Source organism: Halopseudomonas xinjiangensis (assembly GCF_900104945.1).
Classification (GTDB): Bacteria; Pseudomonadota; Gammaproteobacteria; order Pseudomonadales; family Pseudomonadaceae; genus Halopseudomonas; species Halopseudomonas xinjiangensis.
On the sequence record NZ_LT629736.1, the window covers coordinates 3499148 to 3522712 of the forward strand.

Annotated in this window: 19 protein-coding genes; 13 read left to right on the forward strand and 6 right to left on the reverse strand. The window is 62.0% G+C overall.

The features are described 5' to 3' along the window. The first annotated feature begins 55 nt into the window (after nt 1–55). Both hemE and BLT85_RS16440 read left to right on the forward strand, forming a co-directional pair. Nucleotides 56–1147, forward strand: coding sequence for a uroporphyrinogen decarboxylase (gene hemE, locus BLT85_RS16435; protein WP_093397098.1), 1092 nt, complete (start codon nt 56–58; stop codon nt 1145–1147). 21 nt (nt 1148–1168) lie between these two features. Then, entirely contained in the window at nt 1169–1939 is a 771-nt protein-coding gene (locus BLT85_RS16440; RefSeq protein ID WP_093397101.1) for a ParA family protein, read from the forward strand. A gap of 15 nt (nt 1940–1954) precedes the next feature. On the opposite strand, the gene BLT85_RS16445 is transcribed toward BLT85_RS16440, so the two are convergent. Beyond that, complete coding sequence (locus BLT85_RS16445) at nt 1955–3754, reverse strand: SLC13 family permease (RefSeq protein ID WP_093397103.1); 1800 nt, start codon at nt 3752–3754, stop codon at nt 1955–1957. A gap of 331 nt (nt 3755–4085) precedes the next feature. Between BLT85_RS16445 and BLT85_RS16450 the strand changes: the two genes are divergently transcribed. Together BLT85_RS16450 and BLT85_RS16455 are read left to right on the forward strand one after the other, a co-directional pair. Continuing rightward, the gene (locus BLT85_RS16450; protein ID WP_093397106.1) at nt 4086–5876 is read left to right on the forward strand and encodes an acyl-CoA dehydrogenase C-terminal domain-containing protein; all 1791 of its coding nucleotides are present in this window, start codon (nt 4086–4088) and stop codon (nt 5874–5876) included. Between the two features lie 477 nt (nt 5877–6353). Continuing rightward, nucleotides 6354–8141 (forward strand): acyl-CoA dehydrogenase C-terminal domain-containing protein, encoded by a 1788-nt coding sequence (locus tag BLT85_RS16455; RefSeq protein WP_093397109.1) that lies wholly within the window; start codon nt 6354–6356, stop codon nt 8139–8141. 314 nt (nt 8142–8455) lie between these two features. On the opposite strand, the gene BLT85_RS16460 is transcribed toward BLT85_RS16455, so the two are convergent. After that, on the reverse strand, nt 8456–9238 hold the full coding sequence (locus BLT85_RS16460) for a 2-keto-4-pentenoate hydratase (protein WP_093397112.1): 783 nt from the start codon (nt 9236–9238) through the stop codon (nt 8456–8458). After that, nucleotides 9235–10143 carry a TauD/TfdA dioxygenase family protein gene (locus BLT85_RS16465; RefSeq protein ID WP_093397115.1) on the reverse strand — a complete coding sequence of 303 codons (909 nt, stop codon included), beginning with the start codon at nt 10141–10143 and terminating at the stop codon, nt 9235–9237. Before BLT85_RS16465 ends, BLT85_RS16460 begins: the two co-directional genes overlap by 4 nt. Before the next feature lie 108 nt (nt 10144–10251). On the opposite strand from BLT85_RS16465, the gene BLT85_RS16470 reads away from it, so the two are divergent. The 4 genes from BLT85_RS16470 to BLT85_RS16485 are packed head-to-tail and all read left to right on the forward strand — an operon-like array spanning nt 10252 to nt 15529. After that, nucleotides 10252–11319 (forward strand): AraC family transcriptional regulator, encoded by a 1068-nt coding sequence (locus BLT85_RS16470; RefSeq protein ID WP_093397119.1) that lies wholly within the window; start codon nt 10252–10254, stop codon nt 11317–11319. Beyond that, a complete protein-coding gene (locus tag BLT85_RS16475; protein ID WP_093397123.1) occupies nt 11312–11971 on the forward strand; it encodes an ABC transporter ATP-binding protein in 660 nt (219 codons plus the stop codon). Before BLT85_RS16470 ends, BLT85_RS16475 begins: the two co-directional genes overlap by 8 nt. Next, nucleotides 11968–14439: an ABC transporter permease gene (locus tag BLT85_RS16480; RefSeq protein WP_093397126.1), complete on the forward strand. Its 2472-nt coding sequence runs from the start codon at nt 11968–11970 to the stop codon at nt 14437–14439. Before BLT85_RS16475 ends, BLT85_RS16480 begins: the two co-directional genes overlap by 4 nt. Then, complete coding sequence (locus BLT85_RS16485; RefSeq protein ID WP_093397129.1) at nt 14429–15529, forward strand: lipocalin-like domain-containing protein; 1101 nt, start codon at nt 14429–14431, stop codon at nt 15527–15529. Before BLT85_RS16480 ends, BLT85_RS16485 begins: the two co-directional genes overlap by 11 nt. Nucleotides 15530–15535: 6 nt before the next feature. Here the strand turns inward: BLT85_RS16485 and BLT85_RS16490 are convergent, their stop codons facing one another. Beyond that, nucleotides 15536–16459 (reverse strand): polyprenyl synthetase family protein, encoded by a 924-nt coding sequence (locus BLT85_RS16490; protein ID WP_231701501.1) that lies wholly within the window; start codon nt 16457–16459, stop codon nt 15536–15538. A 186-nt stretch (nt 16460–16645) separates the two neighbouring features. On the opposite strand from BLT85_RS16490, the gene fni reads away from it, so the two are divergent. From fni to BLT85_RS16515, 5 genes are read left to right on the forward strand one after another with little or no spacing between them, the layout of a single operon-like run. Continuing rightward, a complete protein-coding gene (gene fni, locus BLT85_RS16495) occupies nt 16646–17710 on the forward strand; it encodes a type 2 isopentenyl-diphosphate Delta-isomerase (RefSeq protein WP_093397132.1) in 1065 nt (354 codons plus the stop codon). Continuing rightward, a complete protein-coding gene (locus BLT85_RS16500; RefSeq protein ID WP_093397135.1) occupies nt 17707–18990 on the forward strand; it encodes a glycosyltransferase in 1284 nt (427 codons plus the stop codon). The genes fni and BLT85_RS16500 overlap by 4 nt, the downstream gene beginning before the upstream one ends. Continuing rightward, nucleotides 18987–20159, forward strand: coding sequence for a lycopene beta-cyclase CrtY (gene crtY, locus BLT85_RS16505; RefSeq protein ID WP_093397138.1), 1173 nt, complete (start codon nt 18987–18989; stop codon nt 20157–20159). The genes BLT85_RS16500 and crtY overlap by 4 nt, the downstream gene beginning before the upstream one ends. After that, complete coding sequence (locus BLT85_RS16510) at nt 20156–21646, forward strand: phytoene desaturase (RefSeq protein ID WP_093397141.1); 1491 nt, start codon at nt 20156–20158, stop codon at nt 21644–21646. The genes crtY and BLT85_RS16510 overlap by 4 nt, the downstream gene beginning before the upstream one ends. Continuing rightward, nucleotides 21643–22566, forward strand: coding sequence for a phytoene/squalene synthase family protein (locus BLT85_RS16515; RefSeq protein ID WP_093397144.1), 924 nt, complete (start codon nt 21643–21645; stop codon nt 22564–22566). Before BLT85_RS16510 ends, BLT85_RS16515 begins: the two co-directional genes overlap by 4 nt. On the opposite strand, the gene BLT85_RS16520 is transcribed toward BLT85_RS16515, so the two are convergent. Both BLT85_RS16520 and BLT85_RS16525 read right to left on the reverse strand, forming a co-directional pair. Further along, nucleotides 22523–23053 carry a sterol desaturase family protein gene (locus tag BLT85_RS16520; protein ID WP_093397147.1) on the reverse strand — a complete coding sequence of 177 codons (531 nt, stop codon included), beginning with the start codon at nt 23051–23053 and terminating at the stop codon, nt 22523–22525. The genes BLT85_RS16515 and BLT85_RS16520 overlap by 44 nt on opposite strands. After that, nucleotides 23050–23532 carry a hypothetical protein gene (locus tag BLT85_RS16525; protein WP_093397150.1) on the reverse strand — a complete coding sequence of 161 codons (483 nt, stop codon included), beginning with the start codon at nt 23530–23532 and terminating at the stop codon, nt 23050–23052. The genes BLT85_RS16520 and BLT85_RS16525 overlap by 4 nt, the downstream gene beginning before the upstream one ends. Nucleotides 23533–23565: the final 33 nt, after the last annotated feature.

Below are 23565 nucleotides of genomic sequence, written 5' to 3' on the forward strand. Positions count from 1 at the left end.
TTGCACCGATTGCCGTTACAATGTGTGCTGATCTCGCCACCGGATACCGCACTCCATGACCGAACTGAAGAACGATCGCTTCCTTCGCGCGCTGCAGCGCCAGCCCGTGGACGTCACGCCCGTATGGATGATGCGCCAGGCGGGTCGCTACTTGCCCGAGTACCGTGCTTCGCGCGCACGCGCAGGCGATTTCATGGGGTTGTGCATGAATCCGGAGATGGCTTGCGAAGTCACTATGCAGCCGCTGGACCGCTATCCGCTGGATGCTGCGATTCTTTTCTCGGACATTCTCACCATCCCGGATGCGATGGGGCTGGGCCTGTATTTCGAAACCGGGGAAGGCCCTCGTTTTCGCAAGCGTATCGATACCGCAGCCGACATCGAAGCCCTGCCGGTGCCCGATGCAGAGCAGGATCTGGGCTATGTCATGGGAGCGGTTCGCACCATTCGCCGCGAACTCAACGGCCGGGTGCCTCTGATCGGCTTCTCGGGCAGTCCGTGGACCCTTGCCACTTACATGGTCGAGGGCGGTTCATCGAAGGACTTCCGCAAGACCAAGGCGATGCTCTATGACCAGCCGGAAGCCATGCACCAGCTGCTGGGCAAGCTGGCCGACTCCGTCACGGCCTACCTCAACGGCCAGATCCTCGCAGGCGCTCAGGCGGTGCAGATTTTCGACACCTGGGGCGGCAATCTCTCTGCTGACGCCTACCAGAAGTTCTCCCTCGCTTATATGCGTCGCATCGTCTCCGGACTGATCCGCGAGCATGATGGACGCAAGGTGCCGGTGATCCTGTTTACCAAGAACGGCGGGCTTTGGTTGGAGAGTATCGCCGAGGCGGGCGCGGATGCGCTGGGGCTGGATTGGACGATGGATATCGGCGTCGCCCGTTCCCGGGTTGGCGCCAAGGTGGCCCTGCAGGGCAACATGGATCCAACCGTGCTATACGCCAAGCCGGAGGCGATTCGCGCCGAAGTCGGGCGCATTCTCGCCAGTTACGGCAAGGGGAATGGTCATGTGTTCAACCTGGGTCACGGTATCACTCCCGAGGTTGACCCGGCACACGCCGGCGCTTTTATCGAAGCGGTTCACGAGATGTCAGCAATCTATCATGATCCCTCTGCTATCGTAGGCCAGACGAACTGATCATGTAACAGGGGAGGCGGTATGCGGCGTGTCGTGTTCAACCAGAAGGGTGGCGTAGGCAAGTCGAGCATCGCCTGCAACCTCGCTGCGGTCAGCGCCGCGGCGGGCTACAAGACTCTTGTGGTTGACCTGGACCCGCAGGCCAACTCCAGCCATTATCTGCTCGGCTCGGGCCTCGAAAGCGTCGACCGGACGCTCGCCGACTTCTTCGCGCAGACGCTCTCGAGCGGTTCGGGCAAGGTGTCGGCCGAGCAGTATGTGGTGGAAACACCGTTCGAAAATCTCTGGGTAATGCCCTCCAGCCCGGATCTGGCCGACCTGCAACACAAGCTGGAGTCGCGTTACAAGATTCAGAAGCTGCGCAAGTTGCTCAAGGAACTCAAGTCGAGCTACGAACGGGTCTATATCGACACGGCGCCGAGCTTCAACTTTTATACGGTTTCGGCGCTTATCGCCGCCGACCGCTGCCTGATTCCCTTCGATTGCGACAGCTTCGCCCGCCAGGCGCTGTACGGCTTGTTGAGCGAACTGGAGGATATCCGCGAAGAGCACAACGAGGATCTTCTGATCGAGGGGATCGTGGTGAATCAATTCCAGTCACGCGCTGCGTTGCCGAAGAAGATTCTCGACGAGCTGATCGCCGAAGGCCTACCGGTTCTGCCGGTATACATTTCCAGCTCGATTCGGATGCGCGAGTCGCACGAGGCCTGCGCCCCGTTGGTTTATCTTGATGGGCGGCACAAGCTGACGCAGCAGTTCATCGAGCTGCACGACCACCTGGAAAGCCGCTAGCGGTTGAGTCGCGCCTTACTGGTTGGGAAACAACGGCCAGAACAGCGGGATGATCAGCGTGGCGGTGAGCCACATCATCAGATTCAGTGGAATGCCGATACGCAGGAAATCACTGAAGCGATAACCGCCGGCGCTGTAGACGAACGTATTCGTCTGATAGCCGATCGGGGTAGCGAAGCTGGCGCTTGCCGCGAACATCACTGCAACAACGAAGGGACGCGGGTCAGCGCCCAGCTGCTGGGCGACACCTATGGCAATGGGCGTAAGCAGTACAGCCACAGCATTGTTGCTGACAATCTCGGTGAGGATCGACGTCAGCAAATAGATGAACGACAGCATGAACAGCGGCCCGAGTAGCGGTGCGAGCAGCATGACCTGGTCGACCACGCTGCTGACCAGCCCCACCCGATCCATGGCTATGCTGATCGCCAGCATGCCGAAGATGATCGACAGAATCCGCCAGTCCACGGCCTTGTAGGCGTCTTCGGTATCCAGGCAGCCGGTCGCGATGACCACCGCCGTCGCGATCATCGCCAGCCCTTCGATAGGCATGATCTTCAATGCGGCCAGGACCATCACCGATAGCACGGCGAGGATCGCGATCGGCGCCTTGTCGCGCCGATACGCGCGCTCCTGCACGGTGTTCAAACTGATCAGCTCGCCATTGTCAGCAAACTTCTTGATCTGCGCTGGCGTGCCTTCGACCAGCATCACATCGCCGAATTGCAGCTGAAAGTCGTCCAGGTTGTCCTGGATGTTCTCATTGTGTCGGTGGATGGCCAGAACGTGTATGCCATAACGGGCGGTCAGGTTCAGGTCGCGCATTGGGCGGTGGCTGTAGCGGGAATTGCGTCCTACGATCGCTTCCGCCAGTACCACGTCCCGCGTGGAAATGGTCTCGAAGCGTGCGGCCTGCTCGCGGTTGAAGGCCAGTAACCCATTCTGCCTAAGCTCGACGAAGTCCTTCATGTTGGCGTGCAGCACCAGGCGATCGCCGGCGCTGAGCACCGTACTGTTGACCGGCGTCGACAGCTCTTCATCACCACGGAAAATCTTCAGCACCTGGATGCCGCTGTCGCCGTTCAGGTTGGCTTCGGAAATCGTCTGATTGACCACTGGAGAATCCTGCGGAACCAGCAGTTCAGTCATGAAGGGGCGGCTCTGGTCTGGTCGCAACTGTTTGGACAGACTTTCACGGTCTGGTAGCAAGCGATGCCCAATCAGCATGATGAACGCGACGCCGATGGTGGCGACGATCATGCCGGGGAAGGTGATATCGAACATGCCGAACGGCTCCATCCCCATCTCCCGCGCGACGCCATCCACGAGGATGTTGGTCGAGGTGCCGATCATGGTCATGGTCCCGCCAAGAATGGTGGCGTAGGACAAGGGGATGAGCATCTTCGATGGCTTGCTGCCCACCTGAGTGGCGAGCGCCACGGCGACGGGAGTAAGGATCGCCACGACCGGGGTATTGTTGATAAAGGTCGAGAGCACGAGCGCGGTGATGATCAGACTGAACAGCGTGCGCAATGGGCTGCCTCCGCCCATGCGTGACAGCCATTTACCCAGTGACTCGACGCAACCGGTCCGTTCCAGCGCGGCGGAGAGAATGAACATGCAGGCAATGGTGATCGGCGCACTGTTGGACAGCACACTCAGCACATCGGAAGGTGACAGCAGGGTACTGACCAGAAGAATCGCCACTGCGATGGCGACGACGACGTCCGGACTGAACTTTTCGCGAACGAAGGCGTAGATTACCCAGCACAACAGCGCTGCCACGCCAATCATTGGCAATGAATCCCAGCTCATCGGTCACCTGTGGTCTCAAGCTTGAGGCTTTCCATTCTGGGAAAGCGCAATGGGCGACACATTAGAAGGGATGCTTAGTCTTGTCCAAGTCTAAATCAGCATCTTTTATGCGTTTCAGGAATAAGTGACCTCAGCCAGTTGTGTGCCCGCAGTTGCCTCTTCAGTGAGACATGACCCGTCGGTCAAAAGCGCTGCGTTATGGCCTTGTATCAAGCGATGTAATCATAGTCAGAGATTCTTGACCCATGAAGCAACCCTCCGTAGTGTTCAAACGCTCGTATGAACTGCCCTCCGTGACGGGCTCCCGTCCGGCCTTCCGTTGGAGTACACCATGCCTGAATACAAAGCCCCGTTGCGGGACATGCACTTCGTCATGGACGAAGTATTCAATTTTGCCGCGGGCTATGAAGCCTATGGTCTGACCGACGCGTCGCCGGATCTGGTCAGCGCCGTCCTGGAAGAAGCGTCGAAGTTCGCTGGTAACGTCCTGGCTCCGCTCAACCGTACCGGTGACGAAGAAGGCTGCCATATCGAAAACGGTGAAGTCACCACGCCGGCCGGCTTCAAGGGCGCCTACCAGCAGTACGTCGATAACGGCTGGTCGTCGATGACCGGTCCGACCGAATACGGCGGCCAGGGCCTGCCGGCCTCGCTGGGTCTGGTGGTCAATGAGATGGTCGCTTCGGCCAACTATTCGTTCAGCATGTATCCCGGCCTATCGCATGGCTGCGCAGCAGCGATTCGCGCGCACGGCACCCAGGAGCAGAAAGATCTGTACCTGGCCAAGCTGACTCCCGGCTACTGGACCGGCACCATGTGCCTGACCGAGCCGCACTGCGGTACCGACCTGGGCCTGATCAAGACCCGGGCATTGCCTCAGGAAGACGGCAGCTACAAGATTACCGGCACCAAGATCTTCATTTCCTGCGGCGAACACGATCTGGCCGAGAACATCGTCCATCTGGTCCTGGCCAAGCTGCCCGACGCACCGGCCGGCACCAAGAGTATTTCGCTATTCATCGTGCCGAAGTTCCTGCCCGACGCCAGCGGCGAGAAGGGCGAGCGCAACAGCCTGGTCTGTGGTTCGCTCGAGCACAAGATGGGCATCAAGGCCTCCGCTACCTGCGTGATGAATTTCGACGACGCTACCGGCTTCCTCATCGGCGAAGTGAACAAAGGCTTGAACTGCATGTTCACCATGATGAACCACGCACGCCTCGGTACCGGCATGCAGGGTCTGTGTCACGGTGAAGCGTCCTATCAGAGCGCTGTTGCTTATGCCAAGGATCGCCTGCAGATGCGCGCACTGTCCGGCCCGGCCTTCCCTGACAAACCCGCTGACCCAATCATCGTGCATCCTGACGTGCGTCGCATGTTGCTGACCATGAAGTCATTCAACGAGGGCAATCGTGCGCTGGCCTATTACACCTCGCAGCTGCTCGACAAGGCACATTACTCCAAGGACGCTGAAGAGCGCGCCGATGCCGAAGATCAGTTGGCGTTTCTGACGCCGATCTGCAAGGCATTCATGACCGAAACCGGCCTGGAAGTGACCATCCTCGGTCAGCAGGTGTTCGGTGGCCACGGTTACATCCGTGAGTGGGGCCAGGAGCAGCAGGTGCGTGATTGCCGTATCGCGGGCATTTACGAGGGCACCAACGGCATCCAGGCGCTCGACCTGCTCGGCCGCAAGGTGCTGATGAGCCAGGGCAAGCTGCTGCGCGCTTTCACCAAGCAGGTACACAAATTCTGCCAGGCCAACGAAGGCCATGAGACGCTCGGCGAGTACGCCAACAAGCTGAGCCAGCTGAATGCTCAGTGGGGCGAACAGGTGCAGAAGATCGCCATGCGTTCAATGCAGAACCGCGAAGAAGTCGGTGCTGCGTCGATGGACTTCCTGATGTACTCCGGTTACGTCACCCTGGCCTTCTTCTGGTTGAAGATGGCAGTTGGCGCGCAGGAGAAGCTGTCTGCGGGTACTTCGGAGGAAGACTTCTACAAGGCCAAACTTGCCACGCAGGAGTTCTACTTCAAGCGTCTGCTGCCGCGAGCCCAGGCTCACCTGGCCGCACTGGAAGCCGGTGCCGACACGCTGATGCAGATGACTGCCGAGCAGTTCTAAGCGCAGCTGGTGGTTCAAAAGCCCCGACTCGTCGGGGCTTTTTTGTTTAGGTTGGACACAAGACAGGTCGGCTGGTTGAGTGGACATGACTAAGCCGACCGTCGATCGCATGGATCGATCGCCGAGCTACACGGATGTACTTGCCGCGTGTCGGCGTGTCGTGTCGGCTTAGCCCGCCCTGCACGGACTCAAGCTCGCACCGGTGGGCTGTGCTCGCGCATGCTGCCGCACAGGAGGCAAGGCGGCCTGCGCAAGACGCCGTGAACCCGGCGTGGGGGCTTCACCAAAACATCCATGTTTTGGAGACTTGCTCCGACCGCCTTCCCCGCGCGGCTCGTTCGGCTTCGTGTCCAGTCGGGAGTGACCAGTCGTCGCTTTTAGGTCACAAAAAGACGCTAACGATCTAATCGGTGTCGCGCTACAATCGTTGCCACGTTCCAGTATCAACTGGCGACCCACTGCAAGAGGAGTCCTCCCGTGGCCGACTACAAAGCCCCCCTGCGCGATATCCGTTTCGTCCTGAATGACGTGTTCGAGGCTGACAAGCTATGGCAGAGCCTGCCCGGTCTGGACGGCGCGATCGATGCCGAAACCGCCGACGCCATGCTCGAAGAGGCCGGCAAAATCACCTCCCAGACCATTGCCCCGCTCAACCGTAGCGGCGACGAAGAGGGCGCGCGGTGGAACGACGGCGTCGTCACTACCCCTACTGGCTTCAAGGAAGCGTATAACGTCTACGCCGAAGGCGGCTGGGTTGGTCTGGGTGGCAACCCCAACTACGGTGGTTTGGGCATGCCCAAGACGCTGGGCGTCCAGGTCGAGGAGATGGTCTACGGTGCCAACAACAGCTTCGCGCTGTACGCGGCGCTGACCGCGGGCTGCTGTTTGGCGCTCGACGCGCATGGTAGCGAAGAGCTGAAGAATACTTACCTGCCTCAGCTGTATTCAGGCACCTGGGCAGGTACCATGTGTCTGACCGAGCCGCACGCCGGCACCGACCTGGGCATCATTCGCACCCGCGCCGTACCGCAGGAGGACGGCTCCTACGCTGTCACCGGCACCAAGATCTTCATTACCGGTGGCGAGCACGACCTGACCGACAACATCATCCATCTGGTTCTGGCCAAGCTGCCCGACGCGCCTGCGGGGCCGAAAGGTATCTCCCTGTTTCTGGTACCGAAGTTCATGGTCCACGAAGACGGCTCGCTGGGTGAGCGCAATGCGGTGGCCTGTGGATCGATCGAGCACAAGATGGGCATCAAGGGCTCGGCCACCTGCGTAATGAACTTCGATGGAGCCAAGGGTTACCTGATTGGTGAACTGAACAAGGGCCTCAATGCCATGTTCACCATGATGAATTACGAGCGTCTGTCGATCGGCATCCAGGGCATCGGTTGTTCCGAAGCCTCGTATCAGAGTGCCGTCGACTATGCCCGTGACCGCGTACAGAGCCGTGCGCCGACCGGCGCCCAGCAGCCCGAAAAGGCAGCCGATCCGATCATCGTGCATCCGGACGTGCGTCGTATGTTGCTGACCATGAAGGCCATGACCGAAGGCAGCCGTGCGTTCTCGACCTATGTGGCGATGCAGTTGGACGTGAGCAAGTTTGCGGAAGAGCCGGAAGCGAAGAAAAACGCGGAGGATCTGGTTGCGCTGCTGACGCCGGTTGCCAAAGCGTTCTTTACCGACGTGGGCCTGGAAAGCTGCGTTCACGGCCAGCAGGTATTCGGCGGCCACGGCTATGTTCGCGAGTGGGGTCAGGAGCAGCTGGTACGTGACGTGCGCATCGCGCAGATTTACGAAGGCACCAACGGTATCCAGGCGCTCGATCTGATGGGCCGCAAGACCGTGGCCAACGGTGGTGCGTTCTTCAAGGTGTTCGCCGCTGAAGTTCGCTCGTTCCTCGAGGCGAATCAGGCTGAAGATATGTCCGAGTTCGTTCAGCCGCTGGCTGCTGCGCTGGATAATCTGGAGGAGCTCACCGCGCTGGTGATCGACCGCAGCCGCAACAACCCGAACGAGATCGGCGCGGCGTCGGTCGAGTACCTGCACGTGTTCGGCTACACCGCGTACGCTTACATGTGGGCGAAGATGGCCAGGGCGGCCCGGGCGCGGTTGAATGACGATGCAGATGGTTTCCACGCAGCGAAGCTGTCGACCGGTCGCTTCTTCGTCAAGCGGCTGTTACCGCGCATTCACTCGCTAAGCGAATCCGTGCGCGCTGGCAGCGAGCCGCTGTACGAGCTGGATGCGGCGCAATTTTGAGTCGAGTGAGCCGGTGCGAGTGTGACAAATTGTAAGCAATCGCTTACGCGCCGCGGTGGCAAACGACTATGTGCAGCCTGTCTCGCCCTGCGTAGTATTGATTTTGCTAGGAGCGGGGCAGGAAGCCAGTAGAAAAACAGGGATCAGGGAAGGCGCCAGGACGGCGACACTAATCAGGGATTGAGCAGGGACGATGCCTGTAGACATGGTCATTAACGGATTTAAGGACCATGCCTGAAGGCATGAGCATTAAGGATGATCAGGACAGTTCTGCAAAACCTCGCTTCGGCGGGGTTTTTTCTTTTCTGCACCCGTCAAACGAAGCGACAGTTCAATACACCCAGCGCGCCGAGTTCCAGCCGCAGTTGATCACCACGCCCCACGGGTTGCATTGGCCCGAGTGCGCCGCTCAGTACGATATCCCCAGCCTGGAGTGGATTCCCTTCCGCGGCTCGCTGACGCGCCAGCCAGAGCAGGGCGTTGAGCGGGCTCCCCATGCATTGACTGCCATTGCCCTCAGCCAAGGTTTCGCCGCTGCGTGAAAGCTTCATTGGCAGACCGGCGAAGTCCAGGCTGCGTGGGTCAACTGGGCGCGACCCGAGTACAAAAAGTCCCGAGCAAAGGTTGTCCGCCAGGGCTTCAAACAGAGAGCGGGGCCAACCCTCGATTGCCGAGTCGCAGATTTCCAGCGCAGGCAGCGCACCGCCTAACGAATCGAGCAGCTTGGCCAGGCCGGCTTGCGGATCGTCGAAGGTGCGGCTCATGACGAAGGCAACCTCCGCCTCGACTCGTGGCTCGATGAGTCCGGCCACGGGAATGGCGTCGCCGTCCCAATATTGCCAGGCTTGCAGCAGCGCGCCGGATAAAGGCTGACCGATGCCTGTGGCAGCCTGCGCGCGTTGATCGGTCAGGCCTAGCTTGTAGCCGATGATTTCCTGCCCGGCTTTCTGATACATCGCCAGCAGAGCTGACTGAACCTGCTCTGCTCTGGCAAGGCTGTCGATCGCAAATCTCTGGCCCGGTGCGTGGCAGGGCTTACGGGTCAGGCGCGCGCGGAAAAGCTCGAGCGCAGCTGCTTCGGTGTCGAAGTCGGTCATGGCGTCGTTCCTCGTTCCGGTACGCTTCCCTTGACGGTCGTGCGGAACATTTCTCGGCGAGCGCCGAAGTAGTCCGATACCGGCTGGTGCCAGACACAGCGGTTGTCCCAGATGGCCAGCGTGCCGGGCGTCCAGCGCATGCGGCAGCTGAATGCAGGCGCAGTTGCAACGGAGAAGAGATAATCGAGAAGCGGGCGCGACTCCTCCGGCTTCATGCCTTCGATGCCCAGCGTATAGGCTGGATTGGCGAACAGTACTTCGCGGCCAGTTTCCGGGTGGTGTGTGATCAGCGGGTGGCAGCGTACGTCGTGATCGACGTTGCTGCCCCAGACGATCTGCATGCTTTCAAGCCCTGCGTTATGGCGGCTGTTGGGGCCGTAACCGAACTCCGGGCTATGTACAGCGTTCAGGGTTCGCAACATGTTGCGCATCGCCGGCGATAGCCACTCGCAGGCCAGATACATGTTGTTATACAGGGTGTCGCCGCCGTGGCTTGGCACGTCGTGCCCGTAGAGCAGCGTGAACGCTGGGGGCTGCTGCTGGAATGACCAATCCGAATGCCAGGCGCCGCCGAACACGACCGGGGTGCCTTCGCCAGCCTCTTTTCGCACATGCACGACATGCGGATGCTCGGGCATCGGCTTTACGTATGGCTCGATCCCGAACTCGCCGAAGCGCAGTGTCACGCGTTCCAGGTCCTGGACCGATAGATCCTGTTCACGAATGAATAACACCTGATGATCGAGCAAAGCCTGTCGCAGCGCCATTTGGCCGTTGGGGTCCAATGATTTCAAGTCGAGACCGTACACGTCGGCGCCGAGTGCTCCGCACACGGGACGCACGTCCAGCTGGCTCTCGGCGCGCGGCTGATTGTTCTGCGCTGTGGTGTAGAAGAATTCGGGCATCACGGGTCCCTTTTATAGTTGTTCTGTTCAACGCAGCATGCCGCAGCGCCTATACTGGCTCCATGATCTTTTCCGCCAGGACATGACAGTTACTGCCAGGGGAGCGCGATGTGGCGACAGCGGCGCGGTAGCACGAACATTTTGTACCTGTTGAATATTGCGGCTGAGCTTGGCGTCGGCAGCGAGGTGTGCCTGTGTGACAGCGGGCTGGAGCGCGCCGCGCTGGAAGACGTCGAGCACACCCATGAGCTCTGGCAGGAACTTGCGGTGATCCGCAATCTGGTCGCGGTCTGCCCGCAACCCGGCGTTGGACTGCGCATCGGCAAGCTTTACCATCTGACCAGCCTGGGGCTGCTCGGCTATACGATGCTCGCCAGCCGCACGCTGAGCGAAGCGATTCGTGTCAGCAGCCGGTTTCGTCCGTTATCGTTGTCGATCTGCCCGGTACGGCTACAGCCAGAGCCAGATGGCCTGGCGATGCTTTTCGACGATAGCGTGCTGCCGCAGGACGCTCGGTCTCTTGTCATCGAGCGCGGGCTCGCTGCCTGGACCAAGCTGTTTGGAGAACTCTTGCAGCGCCCGTTCCATCCCAGACGCATCGATCTGAGCTTCAATCCGGCAGACGGGCAGCTCTTTACCGAACACTTCGGCTGCGAGGTGTCATTCGGGGCCGGGCGAAACGGCATGCTGATTGACGTCGATGACCTGCAGGCACCGCTTCCCTTGGCCAATCCCTTCACTCAGCGCACGTGCGCCAGTCTCTGCCAGCAGCTGTGCGATAGCCTCGACGATATCAACGGCCCCTTGGCTCGTCAGGTTCTGCAGGTGCTCATGAGTCGTTCCGGGCGTATCAATCCGGCCCGCGAAGTCGCAGGCTGGCTGGGCGTCTCGGAGCGTTCCCTGCATCGCCGGCTGGGGCAGGAGGGGTACAGCTTTCGCATCCTCGACGAGCGCGTGCGTCGTCAACTCGCCGAGCATCTGCTGTCTGACAGCTCTCTTGGTCTGGAGAGCATCGCCCATCAGCTCGGATATGCCGAAGCGGCCAGTTTTTCCCGTGCGTTCAAGCGCTGGACCGGGCGGCCACCGCTTGAATGGCGCAGACAGCGGGCCGCCGGCTTTGGCCCGTTGATGGATGCTCTGGCTGCGACCCGCACAGGGGTGCCTGGCCATGCTTGAAGTGCGCAACGTGAGCAAGGCCTACCAGGGCCCGCAAGGGCGCGTACAGGTACTGGATGGGGTGGATCTCGATCTCGGCGAGGGCGAATCGTTAGCCTTGATGGGGGAGTCTGGCAGTGGCAAGAGCACGCTGCTGCATCTGATTGCCGGCCTGGATCAGGTGGATGACGGCTCGATCCGCCTGGGCACGGTGCATCTTTCCAACCTTGGTGAGGCGGGCCGGGCGCGCTACCGCCGCGAGGACGTAGCGGTAGTATTTCAGCAGTTCAACCTGGTTCCTTCTTTGACCGTAGCCGAGAATCTCGCGTTGCAGGCGCGCCTGGCCGGCCGGCTCGATACTCGCTGGCAGGCTCACCTGATCTCAGCGCTGGGGCTTGATGGGCTACTTGACCGACTCCCCGAGCAGCTTTCCGGAGGGCAGCAACAGCGCGTTGCGGTCGGTCGGGCGCTGGCGTTGCGACCGCGGTTGATCCTGGCCGATGAGCCAACCGGAAACCTCGACGAGCAAACTGCCGAACAGGTGCTGGATCTGCTGCTGGAGCGCGTCGCCGAATCCGGCAGCGCTCTGTTGATGGTCACTCACAGCACGACTTTGGCAGACCGGTTGCAGCGCCAGTTGAAGCTCTCACGAGGCCGGGTAGTCGAATCATGATTCGCCGGACTGGCTGGGTAATCGTGACCTTGCTCAGCCATTGGCGACGTCATCCGTTGCAGCTGGGTTGCCTGATCGTCGGTTTGTGGCTGGCCACGGCGCTATGGAGCGGCGTCCAGGCGCTCAACCAGCAGGCTCGCGACAGCTATGATCGCGCCGCGCAGCTGTTCGGCGGTCAGGCCGGGCAGGTGCTGGCCAGTGCTGATGGTCAAACTTTCGATCAAAGTCGATACGTCACTTTGCGTCGGCTTGGCTGGCCGGTTTCCCCGGTGTTGCAGGGCTCGCTCGCGGTGAGCCTCGCCGGCCAGGCCGGCAGTGTGGAGTCCGTGCAACTGGTAGGCATCGATCCGCTGACGTTGCCGCCAGACAGCTCGCTAACCCGCAGTAGCGAGACGGCGGATGTCACAGCGTTCATCGTTGCGCCAGGCCAGACATGGATGGCAGGCGATACGCTGACCCGGTTTGGTGTGCGCGATGGCGATGTTCTGATGTCAGCCGAAGGACGGCGGTTGCCGCCGGTGCGCCGCAGAGACGAATTGCCGCCGGGGGTGGCGATGGTCGATATCGGGCGGGCGCAGCAGTTGCTCGGGCTGCCCGGGCACGTAAGCCAGTTACTGGTCGCCGAACAGTTTGCCGCGCAACAGCCTGCCATTCCCGACACGCTCGCGCTGCGCTGGGATCGGCGGGAGGAGGCCGACCTGCAGCGGCTGACCGATAGCTTCCATCTGAATCTCACTGCGCTTGCCTTGCTGGCTTTTCTCGTCGGGCTGTTCATCGTCCAGGCAGCGGCGGGGTTGGCCATGCAGCAGCGCCGCAGACTGATTCAGACGTTACGTGCCTGCGGCGCCAGCGCCGGGGAATTGCTGATCGCCTTGACGTTCGAGCTGGTGTCGCTGGCACTGATCGCCGGCTCACTCGGTATGTTGACCGGCTATCTCTTGGCCGGCGCGTTGGTCGGTGATCTGGTGGCGAGCCTCCAGGGGCTCTACGGCGCGGAGGTATCCGCGCAGCTGAACGCAAGTTGGAGCTGGTGGTTGTCCGGGCTCGCCATGAGCCTGGCCGGAACGCTGGTAGCCACGGGTGGGCATGCGTTGGCCGCGCTGCGTCAGTCTTTGGTTCCCAGCCGTCAGGCGCCTGGGTGGATGCAGGCGCAGCGGCGGATGCTCCGCACTCTTTCCACTGTATCGCTGGTGCTGCTCGCGCTCGCTGCGGGCTTGTGGGTAGCGGCGGACGGCCTAGTCGCCGGCTTCGCGCTGCTCGGCTGCATTCTGCTGGCGGCGACGCTCGCGCTGCCCATGTTGCTCGCTGTCTTATTGGGCATCGGAAGACGGCTTGCACGTGGACCCGTCAGCCAATGGTTCTGGGCTGACGGGCAACAGCAGCTGTCCCGGCTGAGTCTCGCGTTGATGGCGCTGCTCCTGGCTCTGGCCGCCAATATCGGCGTGGGTGGCATGACCGAAGGTTTTCGTCGCACCTTCACCGACTGGCTGGACCAGCGGCTGGCCGCCGATGTGTATGTCCGGCCGGAGGGGGAGCGGCAAGCACAGGACATACTCGACTGGTTGCAGCTGCGCGCAGATGTGGACGATGTGCTCCCCAGTTGGCAGGTCGACTCCAGTGTTGACGGCTGGCCGACCGAGATCAGCGGGGTAATCGAACATCCGCTGTATGCGCAGACATGGCCGCTGCTGGAGGCGCGAGCGGACGCGTGGCGGCGGCTGCAGAGCGGAGAGGGGGCTCTGGTTAGTGAACAATTGGCCAACCGAGCCGACCTGGCGCTGGGCGATACGCTTGAGCTGGATACGCCCGCTGGTGCCTGGTCTCTGGAACTGGTGGGTATCTATCCCGACTACGGCAATCCGCGTGGCCAGGCACTGGTAGCTGCGCGGGAGTTTCTGCCTCGCTGGCCGGAGGTTCCTGTAAGCAGTATCGGGATTCTCGGCGACAGCGATCCGGCGGCCCTGGCGCAGGCGATCGAGGCGCAATTCGATGTCCGCCGCGTCGCTGATCAGGCGTCTCTCAAGACTTACTCGTCGCGCGTCTTCGAGCAGACGTTCGCCGCGACTGCGGCATTGAGTACCTTGACGCTCGGAGTCGCGGCGCTGGCTCTGTTCAGTACCTTGCTCGGGCTGGCCGATACCCGCCTGGTGCAGCTTGCTCCGCTCTGGGCGATGGGGCTGCGCCCCGCTCAGTTGGGATTACTGTCATTGGCACAGCTGGCTGTTTTGGCGGCCTTGACCTGTCTGCTGGCGATACCGCTTGGACTGGTGCTGTCGTGGTGCCTGGTCGCGGTGGTCAATGTACAGGCGTTCGGCTGGCGGCTGCCGTGGCACTGGTTCCCCGGTCAATGGTTACAACTCGTTGGCCTCGCCATGGTCGCAGTGCTACTGGCAGCCAGTCTCCCTGTAGCGCGAATCGCCCGGGCGCGCCCGGATAATCTCCTGAGGCAGTTTGTTCATGAAGGTTGATTTCCGTCTTGTCGTGGTGTGGCTGCTGCTGATGTTGAGCGGATGCGAACAGAGTGGAGAGTCGCCCCAAGGTTTCGCTGGGCTGGGCGCGCAAGCGGAGGGTTTCGAACAGGTGAAGGCGGGGGCCGCGCTGCGTTTTCCGGATGATCACTTGCCGCACCCGCAGTTTCGTATCGAATGGTGGTACGTGACGGCCAATCTCAAGGATCAACAGGGGCGCGACTGGGGCGTGCAATGGACTCTGTTCCGGCAGGCGATGGAGCCGCAGAACCAAAATCAGGCGGCAGACGGCTGGGCCAGCGCCCAGGTCTGGCTGGGGCATGCTGCGTTGAGCAATGAGAACCTGCATCTGTATGCCGATCGCCTGGCCCGGGGCGGGATTGGACAGGCTGGCGTCAGCGCCTCCCCGTTCACTGCGTGGATAGATCATTGGTCGCTGACAGCTCCGAGCGCGGGCTCAACAGAGGAAGCCAAGCGCCTGGGCGAGCTGCGTGTACGCGCAGCGGCGGACGGTTTCGCCTACGACCTGCGGTTGCACAGCGAGGGTCCGCTGGTGCTGCATGGCGATGCGGGCGTGAGCCGCAAATCGCAAGGCAGGCAAGCCTCCTATTACTACAGCCAACCGTTCTATCAGGTAGAGGGGATGCTCGAAGTCGAGGGGGAGCCGGTCTCCGTGACAGGGCAGGCCTGGCTCGACCGCGAATGGAGCAGTCAGCCGCTGGCCGCCGACCAGCGAGGTTGGGATTGGTTTTCGCTGCATCTGGCGGGAGGCGACAAGCTGATGCTGTTTCGCCTGCGCAGTGATACTGGACAGCCCTTCGCTTCGGGTAGCTGGATCGCGGCTGACGGCACTACCGAGGCAATCGATCCGTCGAGCATCTCCATGCAGGAACTGGAGCACCAGCGCGTTGCCGGTCGGAAGCTGCCGGTGTCTTGGCGACTACAAATCGCCTCGCGGAATCTCGATCTTGAGGTAACAGCACTGAATGCGCAGGCCTGGATGGGAACGTCGATCCCTTACTGGGAGGGCCCGGTGCGCGTGGGTGGCAGCCATGAGGGGATGGGTTACCTGGAGATGACCGGTTACTGAAGCCGCTCAGGCACTCGAAATATGTGAGGTCCAGGAGGAGGTGCAGACGGGCTCGAACAGCTTGCGCATGAACCGACTGATCTCGCCCTGCTCGCCGAACACGGCTGTCAGATGTACGTCTGCCTGATCCAGATGGGCTACCAGCTGGCGTCGTGCCGCATCCTTGCCCAGCAGCGCGACCAGCGTGGTCTTGCCCTGGTCCTTGCCCACGTCCTTGCCCTGGCAAGGGCTGTCGTCGAGCAGATCGTCACATAGCTGGAAGGCCTGGCCCAGCTCGTCGGCAAAGCTCGCCAGCTGCTTGCGGGTGCTCGGCTTGGCTCCAGCCAGCAGCGCGGCGATATCGAGCGTCGCTTCGAACAGCACGCCGGTCTTGAGCCGGTTTGAAGTGTGGATGTCGCCAGCGGAGCGAGCGGTGCTGTCACGCAAGTCCTTGTATTGGCCTTTAACCAGCCCCTGGGTCCCCACGGCATCGGCAAGGCGAGCGACCATCCGAGATTTCACGTCACCATCGATCCCGGGCGTGCTGGCAACAATGGAAAAAGCGCGGGTCAGCAGGGCGATCGCGGCCAGCGTGGCAATATCTTCGCCGTAGCGCCGGTGCGTAGTGGGACGCCCGCGACGGAGTTCAGCGTCATCCATGCAGGGGAGGTCGTCGAAGACAAGCGAGGCGCTGTGGACCATTTCCACAGCGCAGGCCAGGTCGAGAGCTGGCTGAGTCGGCGCGCCGAGTTCGCGAGCGGCCATGAGCAGCAGCAAAGGCCTGACGCGCTTGCCTGGCGCCAGCGTGCTGTGCCGCATGGCCTGGCTGACCTGGTCCTGTTCAGCTTCGCCAAGCAGCGTCGCCAGGTGCCGCTCGATATCGTCACGCAGCGGTGCAAGCGTACAGGTAGTGTCTTCCTGGCTGACCGATTGTGCGGGCATTGGACCCATGAACACGCTCCTTTCCTGACTGCGACTCGTACACGCGGACGATGAACTGTTGGGCACGTTGCCACTCAGACATCCGGTTGACGCAATATTAGGTTAAGCTAAGCTTATTGTATAACTTTTGCATAATATTGTGCTTAAGATAACGACAGCGTCGCCAGGGAAAAAATCCCCTTTCAGGAGTAGTAGATGGGTAAGTCCGATCTCGTAGAGCGCAAGAACGATCACTTGGACATCGTTCTCGACGCGAAGCGGGCGTTGGCCAGTACCGATTCCGGGTTCGCCGGTGTTCGCTTCCGCCACTGCGCCTTGCCTGAACTGAACCTCGACGACATCGATCTGAGTACAGCTTTTCTGGGCCGCAAGCTTTCTCTACCTTTGTTGGTCAGCTCCATGACCGGCGGCGCGGCGCGGGCCGTAGGTATCAATCGGCATCTCGCCGAGGCGGCGCAGCACATGGGTATCGCGCTGGCCATCGGTTCACAGCGAGTCGCTCTGGAAACCGGCGCTGATCAGGGGCTCACCCGTGAACTGCGTGGTTATGCGCCCGACGTGCCGCTGCTGGCGAACCTCGGCGCCGCCCAGCTTAGCGAAGCCAAAGGTCTGGAGGCGGCCAGGCGAGCCGTCGACATGATCGAGGCGGACGCACTGATCGTACATCTCAATCCTTTACAGGAAGCTGTACAAGGGGGAGGTGATCGCAACTGGCAGGACGTACTGCGATCGATCGAAGACGCCGCCTCGCACATGCCGGTCCCGCTGGTCGTGAAGGAAGTCGGCGCCGGGATCTCGGCAGATGTCGCCCGACAGCTGGTGGAAGCGGGCGTTGCGGTGATCGATGTGGCCGGGGCGGGTGGCACCAGTTGGGCTGCCGTGGAAGCAGAACGCGCTAAAAACGCCACCGACCGTGCCGTCGCCCTGGCATTCGCCGACTGGGGTATTCCGACCATGACGGCTCTCGCGGACGTGCGGGCGGCCCTGCCCCATACTCCGGTCATAGCCTCAGGGGGCATTCGCAACGGCGTAGACGTTGCCAAGGCCATACGCCTAGGTGCCGATCTGGCGGGGCAGGCCGCTGCGGTGCTGCATTGCGCTACGCAGTCGACGGAGGCAGTCATCGAACATTTCGACATTGTCGGCAAGCAGTTGCGGGTAGCCTGTTTCTGCACCGGCAGCGCTAACCTGGAAGCCCTGCGGCGCGCACCACTGCTTTCGTTGCCGTCGGCTGCCGCTGCCGCGGAGCGCTGGACATGACCCACTACGCCGTAGTCGCTCCGACCTACCCCAGCCATTTCGCTGCGCTGCAGGCGCTCGCCGGAGAGCTCATCGAGCGCGGCCACCGGGTCACCTTCATTCATCAAGCCGAGGCCGCCAGCTGGCTCAGGGATCCGCGCATCGGCTTCCGTGCGGTGGGCTCGCAGGCAGACGGTCGCGGAAGTCTCAAGCAGACGCTGGACCTGGCGGCCAACCCTGGCGGCCCGCTGGGTCTGCGGCGATTGATCGGGGATCTCGCGCTCAACACACAGATGCTTTGCCAGGAGCTGCCCGGTGCTATCCAGGCGCTGCAAGTCGACGCGCTGATCTGTGACCAGATGGAAGCTGCCGGGGGCCTGATCGCCGAAGCGCTGGAGATACCTTTCGTCTCCATTGCCTGCGCTTTGCCGGTGAACCGCGAGCCAGGCATACCGCTGCCCGTGATGCCGATGGCCTACGACCCGGGCGAGTCTGCCCGCCGGATGTATGAGGGCAGCACCCGCGTGTATGACTGGATGATGGGCCGACATGGCCGAGTGCTCGAAGCGCAGGCCCTTCACTTCGGTCTGCCGGTTCGTAGCGGCCTGCACGAATTCCTCTCGCCGCTGGCGCAGATCAGCCAGACCGTGGCTGGATTCGAGTTTCCCCGCCAGGCATTGCCGGCCCACTTTCATCACGTCGGCCCGCTGCGCCCGCCTCTGACTGGCGAAGCCGATCTGACCTACGACATCGATCCCGAACGCCCGATGGTCTTCGCCTCGCTGGGAACCCTGCAGGGGCACCGATTTGCCCTGTTCCAGCGCATCGCCTGGGCGTGCGAACGGCTCGGTGCGCAGTTGCTGGTGGCCCATTGCGGCAGGCTGAGCGATGCGCAGTCGGTCCGACTGCAGGAGCATGGCGCCTCCTGGGTAACCGATTTCGCGCCGCAGCGAGCAGCTCTTGCGCGTGCCAATGCGGTGGTCACCCATGCCGGTCTGAACACGGTGATGGATGCGCTGGTTGCGCGCACGCCGATGCTGGCGATACCGATCGCCTTCGATCAGCCCGGCGTCGCTTCGCGCGTCGTGCATGCTGGCGTCGGGATCAAGGTATCGCCACGCTTCACCGCTGCGTTGGGAATAGCCGAGCGCCTGGAAATGCTCACTACCGAGCCGCAGTTCGCCGACAATCTCGACCGTCTGGGCAGCGAAGTGGATGCCGCGGGTGGTATCAGACTCGCTGCGGCCATCATCGAGCAGGCGATCACCACTCGCCAGCCGGTGACGGAAGTACGCGCGTGACCAGCCGATACGACCTGATTCTGGCCGGCGGCGGCCTGGCCAATGGACTGATTGCCTGGCGTATCGCCCAGCTGCGTCCGGACTGGAAGATTCTCCTCCTTGAGCAGGGCAACCGGCTGGGCGGCAATCATACCTGGTCGTTTCACCAGGCCGATCTCAGCGAGGCAGAACACGCCTGGCTGGCGCCCCTTGTCGAGCATCGCTGGCCGGGTTACAGGGTTCGTTTCGCGAATCTGAAACGTGGTCTGAGTGGCGGCTACGCGAGTATCCCGTCGGATCGGTTCGCCGATCGCTTGCATACCGATCTGGGCGACCGCGTTCGCACAGCGGTGGAGGTGGCCGCTATCGAGCCGACACGCGTGCAGCTGGCCGATGGGCAATGGCTGGCGGGGCGGGCGGTGATCGATGGTCGAGGCCCGCGCGCTTCCGACCATCTGGCGCTAGGCTGGCAGGCCTTTCTCGGGCTCGAAGTGCAACTCACCGCGCCGCATGGTCTGACTCTGCCCCGGTTGATGGATGCCGATGTCGAACAGGGCGCGGGCTACCGCTTCGTCTATGTGTTGCCGCTGTCGGAAGATCGCCTGCTGATCGAGGACACCCACTACGTCGATCAGCCGCTGGCCGATCACGGGCTGTTGCGTCGCCATGTGCGGGATTACGCGAGTCGCCAGGGCTGGGTTATCCAGGAGGAATTGCGAGAAGAGACCGGAGCCCTGCCGATTACCCTGGCAGGCAACTTCGATGAGTTCTGGCGCGAGATTGGTGACGTTCCGTGCAGTGGGTTGCGCGCCGGACTGTTTCACCCGACCACAGGGTATTCACTGCCGCACGCGGTACGCCTGGCTGATCGCATCGCTGCGCTACCCGCGCTCAGCTCGCCGGTGCTGCTGGGTGTCGTGCGCGAGGAGGCGCAGCGCCAATGGCAGCGTCAGGGTTACTTCCGCTTGCTCAACCGAATGCTGTTTCTGGCTGGGCGGCCGGAACAGCGCTGGCGTGTCATGCAGCGCTTTTACCGGCTGCCGGAAAAGCTCATTGAACGTTTCTACGCTGGACGGCTGACAGCCCTCGACAAGCTGCGCATCGTCACCGGCAAGCCGCCTGTGCCGATGACCGAAGCGTTACGGGCGGCAAGTTTGCGGTCCCCACAACAACTAAGGAATCCCGAATGAGTGAGCCGCAGCGCGCCGTGGTTATCGGTGCGGGTTTTGGTGGGCTGGCGTTGGCCATCCGTCTACAGTCCGCCGGGATCCAGACCACGCTACTGGAAAAGCGCGATAAGCCGGGTGGCCGTGCATACGTATACGAGGATGCCGGCTTCACCTTCGACGCCGGCCCCACCGTCATAACAGACCCCTCGGCACTCGAGGAGCTGTTCGCGCTCTCGGGTCGCGCAATGAGTGACTATGTCGAGCTGCTCCCGGTCGCGCCGTTCTACCGGTTGTGCTGGGAAGACGCCGAGCCATTCGATTACGCCAATGACCAGGATGAACTTGATCGACAGATAGCTGCGAAGAACCTCGCCGACGTGGGTGGCTATCGCCGCTTCCTCGCATACTCGCGTGCGGTGTTCGAGGAAGGATACGTCAAGCTGGGTGCCGTGCCGTTCCTGTCATTCCGCGACATGATTCGTGCCGGTCCTCAGCTCGCCCGGCTGGAAGCCTGGCGCAGCGTGTACGGTATGGTCTCGCGCTTCATCAAGGATGAGCATCTGCGCCAGGCGTTTTCCTTCCATTCGCTGCTGGTAGGCGGGAGCCCCTTTGCGACATCGTCCATCTATGCGCTGATCCACGCGCTGGAGAGGAAGTGGGGGGTGTGGTTTCCCCGCGGCGGGACCGGCGAGCTGGTGCGCGGGATGGTGAAGCTGTTCGAGGATCTTGGCGGAAAGCTGGAGCTGAATGCCGAGGTCGATCGCATCGAGACCGCCGGCGATCGAGTTGAGGCAGTGACCCTGATGGATGGCCGCAGATTTCCGACTGACGCGGTGGCGTCCAATGCTGACGTGGTGCATACGTACGACAGGTTGCTGGGCCATCACGAGCGTGGGCAGAAGCAGGGGCGGGCGTTGCAGCGCAAGCGTTTCAGCATGTCATTGTTCGTCATCTACTTCGGGCTGGACCAGCCGCCCACCGATCTGCCGCACCACACCGTCTGTTTCGGGCCGCGTTACCGCGAGCTGATTGACGAGATATTCAACGGCGACCAGTTGGCCGATGATTTCTCACTCTATCTGCATTCTCCCTGCGTGACCGACCCATCGCTGGCTCCGGAGGGTTGTAGCGCGCATTACGTGCTGGCGCCAGTGCCGCATCTGGGCAACGCCGACATCGACTGGGAGACCGAAGGCCCGCGCTACCGTGACCGTATTCTCGACTATCTTGAAAAGCACTATATCCCCGGCCTGCGGCGACACCTCGTGACCTGTCGACACTTCACCCCCCACGATTTTCGTGATGAGCTCAACGCCCATCTCGGCTCGGCGTTCTCCCTGGAGCCGGTGCTCACTCAAAGTGCCTGGTTCAGGCCGCACAATCGGGACGAACAGCTGCATAACCTGTATCTGGTAGGCGCCGGAACCCATCCCGGCGCAGGCGTACCCGGAGTGGTGGGTTCGGCCAAGGCAACGGCCGGCCTGATGATCGAGGATTTGAGTGCATGAATGCGGTGCTGGCCGAGCAGGCGAGGCAGACCATCGAAGCCGGCTCGAAGAGCTTCGCCCTGGCATCGAGATTGTTCGACGCGCAGACCCGGGCGAGCGCCGTCATGCTCTACGCATGGTGCCGGCATTGCGACGATGTGATCGACGGGCAACAGCTTGGCTTCGGCCAGGTCGGGGCGCCGCAGGCTGGCGAGTCCACCTTGGAGGAACTACGCGTTTCCACCCGGCGGGCTTGCGCTGGCGAGCCGATGCAGCAGCCCGCCTTCGCCGCCCTGGGTGAAGTGGTGAGGATGCATAGGATTCCGCCGCGCTTCCCCATGCAGCACCTGGACGGCTTCGCCATGGATGTCCGCAGCCGGGAGTATCAGACCGAGGCGGACACGCTGGAATATTGCTACCACGTCGCCGGCGTCGTCGGCGTGATGATGAGCATGATCATGGGCGCGCGGGATGACGCGACACTGGATCGTGCCTGTGATCTGGGGCTGGCCTTCCAGCTCACCAACATCGCCAGGGACCTTGTCGAGGATGCGCAGATCGGGCGTTGCTATCTGCCGATGAACTGGCTGCGCGAGGCCGGTGTCGAGCCCGCAGAGCTGGCCGAACCCGCAAACAGGCAATTGCTGTCAGACTGGGCGGCGCGGCTGGTGGACATGGCAGAGCCCTACTACCGTTCGGCGCGTGGCGGGTTGAGCGCATTACCGATGCGCTCGGCGTGGGCGGTGGCGACGGCACGCAGCGTCTATCGTGAGATTGGTATCCAGGTCAGGCAACAGGGCACACATGCCTGGGATGAGCGCATCAGTACCAGTCGGCTGGATAAGCTTCGCCTGCTCTGCCAGGCTTCCGGTATCGCGCTAAGTTCGCGCGCCGAAACTACCGAGCCGCGTCCGCCGGGGTTGTGGACTCGTCCTCGTTGAGCGAAGCGCTCTTGAGTGGCCCCTCATGCAGCTCACGAAGCTGACGGCGCAGCGCGGATACCGGTGGCGCGTAAAGAAACCCGTACGATACACAGCGCTGACGATCATGCACCGCATGGTGCATCAGGTGCGCCTGATAAAGACGTTTGAGGTAGCCGCGACGAGGCACGTAGCGGAAAGGCCAGCGGCGGTGTACCAGCCCGTCATGCGCAACGAAATACAGAAACCCGTAGGCGGTCATGCCGGCACCTACCCACTCCAGCGGGTGCCAGCCGGCAGTGCCAAGCGCAATCAGCGCAATGGCGACGCCAGCGAAGACCACCGCGTACAGGTCATTCTTTTCGAACCAGCCGCTGCGCGGCTCGTGGTGCGAGCGATGCCAGCCCCAGCCCCATCCGTGCATGATGTGCTTGTGCGCGAACCAGGCGAACAGCTCCATTCCGGCCAGCGTGGCGAGGAACACCAGGGCATTGACCGCAATGCTCATTGCTCAGCCTGCTCGAGCGCTGCGCGTAGCGCCTCGGGATCGCTGAACTCTGAGGTACTGGACACTCTGCCGTCCTCGAGCCTCAGCCACAATACCGGCTCGGCACCGGTGCGTTGCGGCGCGAGCTCACCCTTGCGGTCGAGCAGCACGCGGTAATTGGCCGAGCGCATCGATGGCACCAGAACCATCTTCGCAACCAGTCCGGGCACGCGCGATATATCGGCGACATAGACTGCCGAGCGCGCTTCGAGAAACCCGGAGGGAAGATCCTTGATAGCCGAGTCGACCAGCTTCGCGGCGCCGTGGCTGCTGGCGAGCAGCACCAGTCGGGTGTCGTCGGCCAGCGTGTGTTTCTGATCGTGCTGATCCTGAAACTGCAACGGCGAGACGGAGTCGCCCACCCCGATCGCAAACGCTGGCAAACTGCCCGCTGCGCCGGTCAAGGATGCTGTCACCAGAAGATGTTTGAGCTTGAGCATGGTCGACACCGCTGCCTGTTCAAAAAATACAGC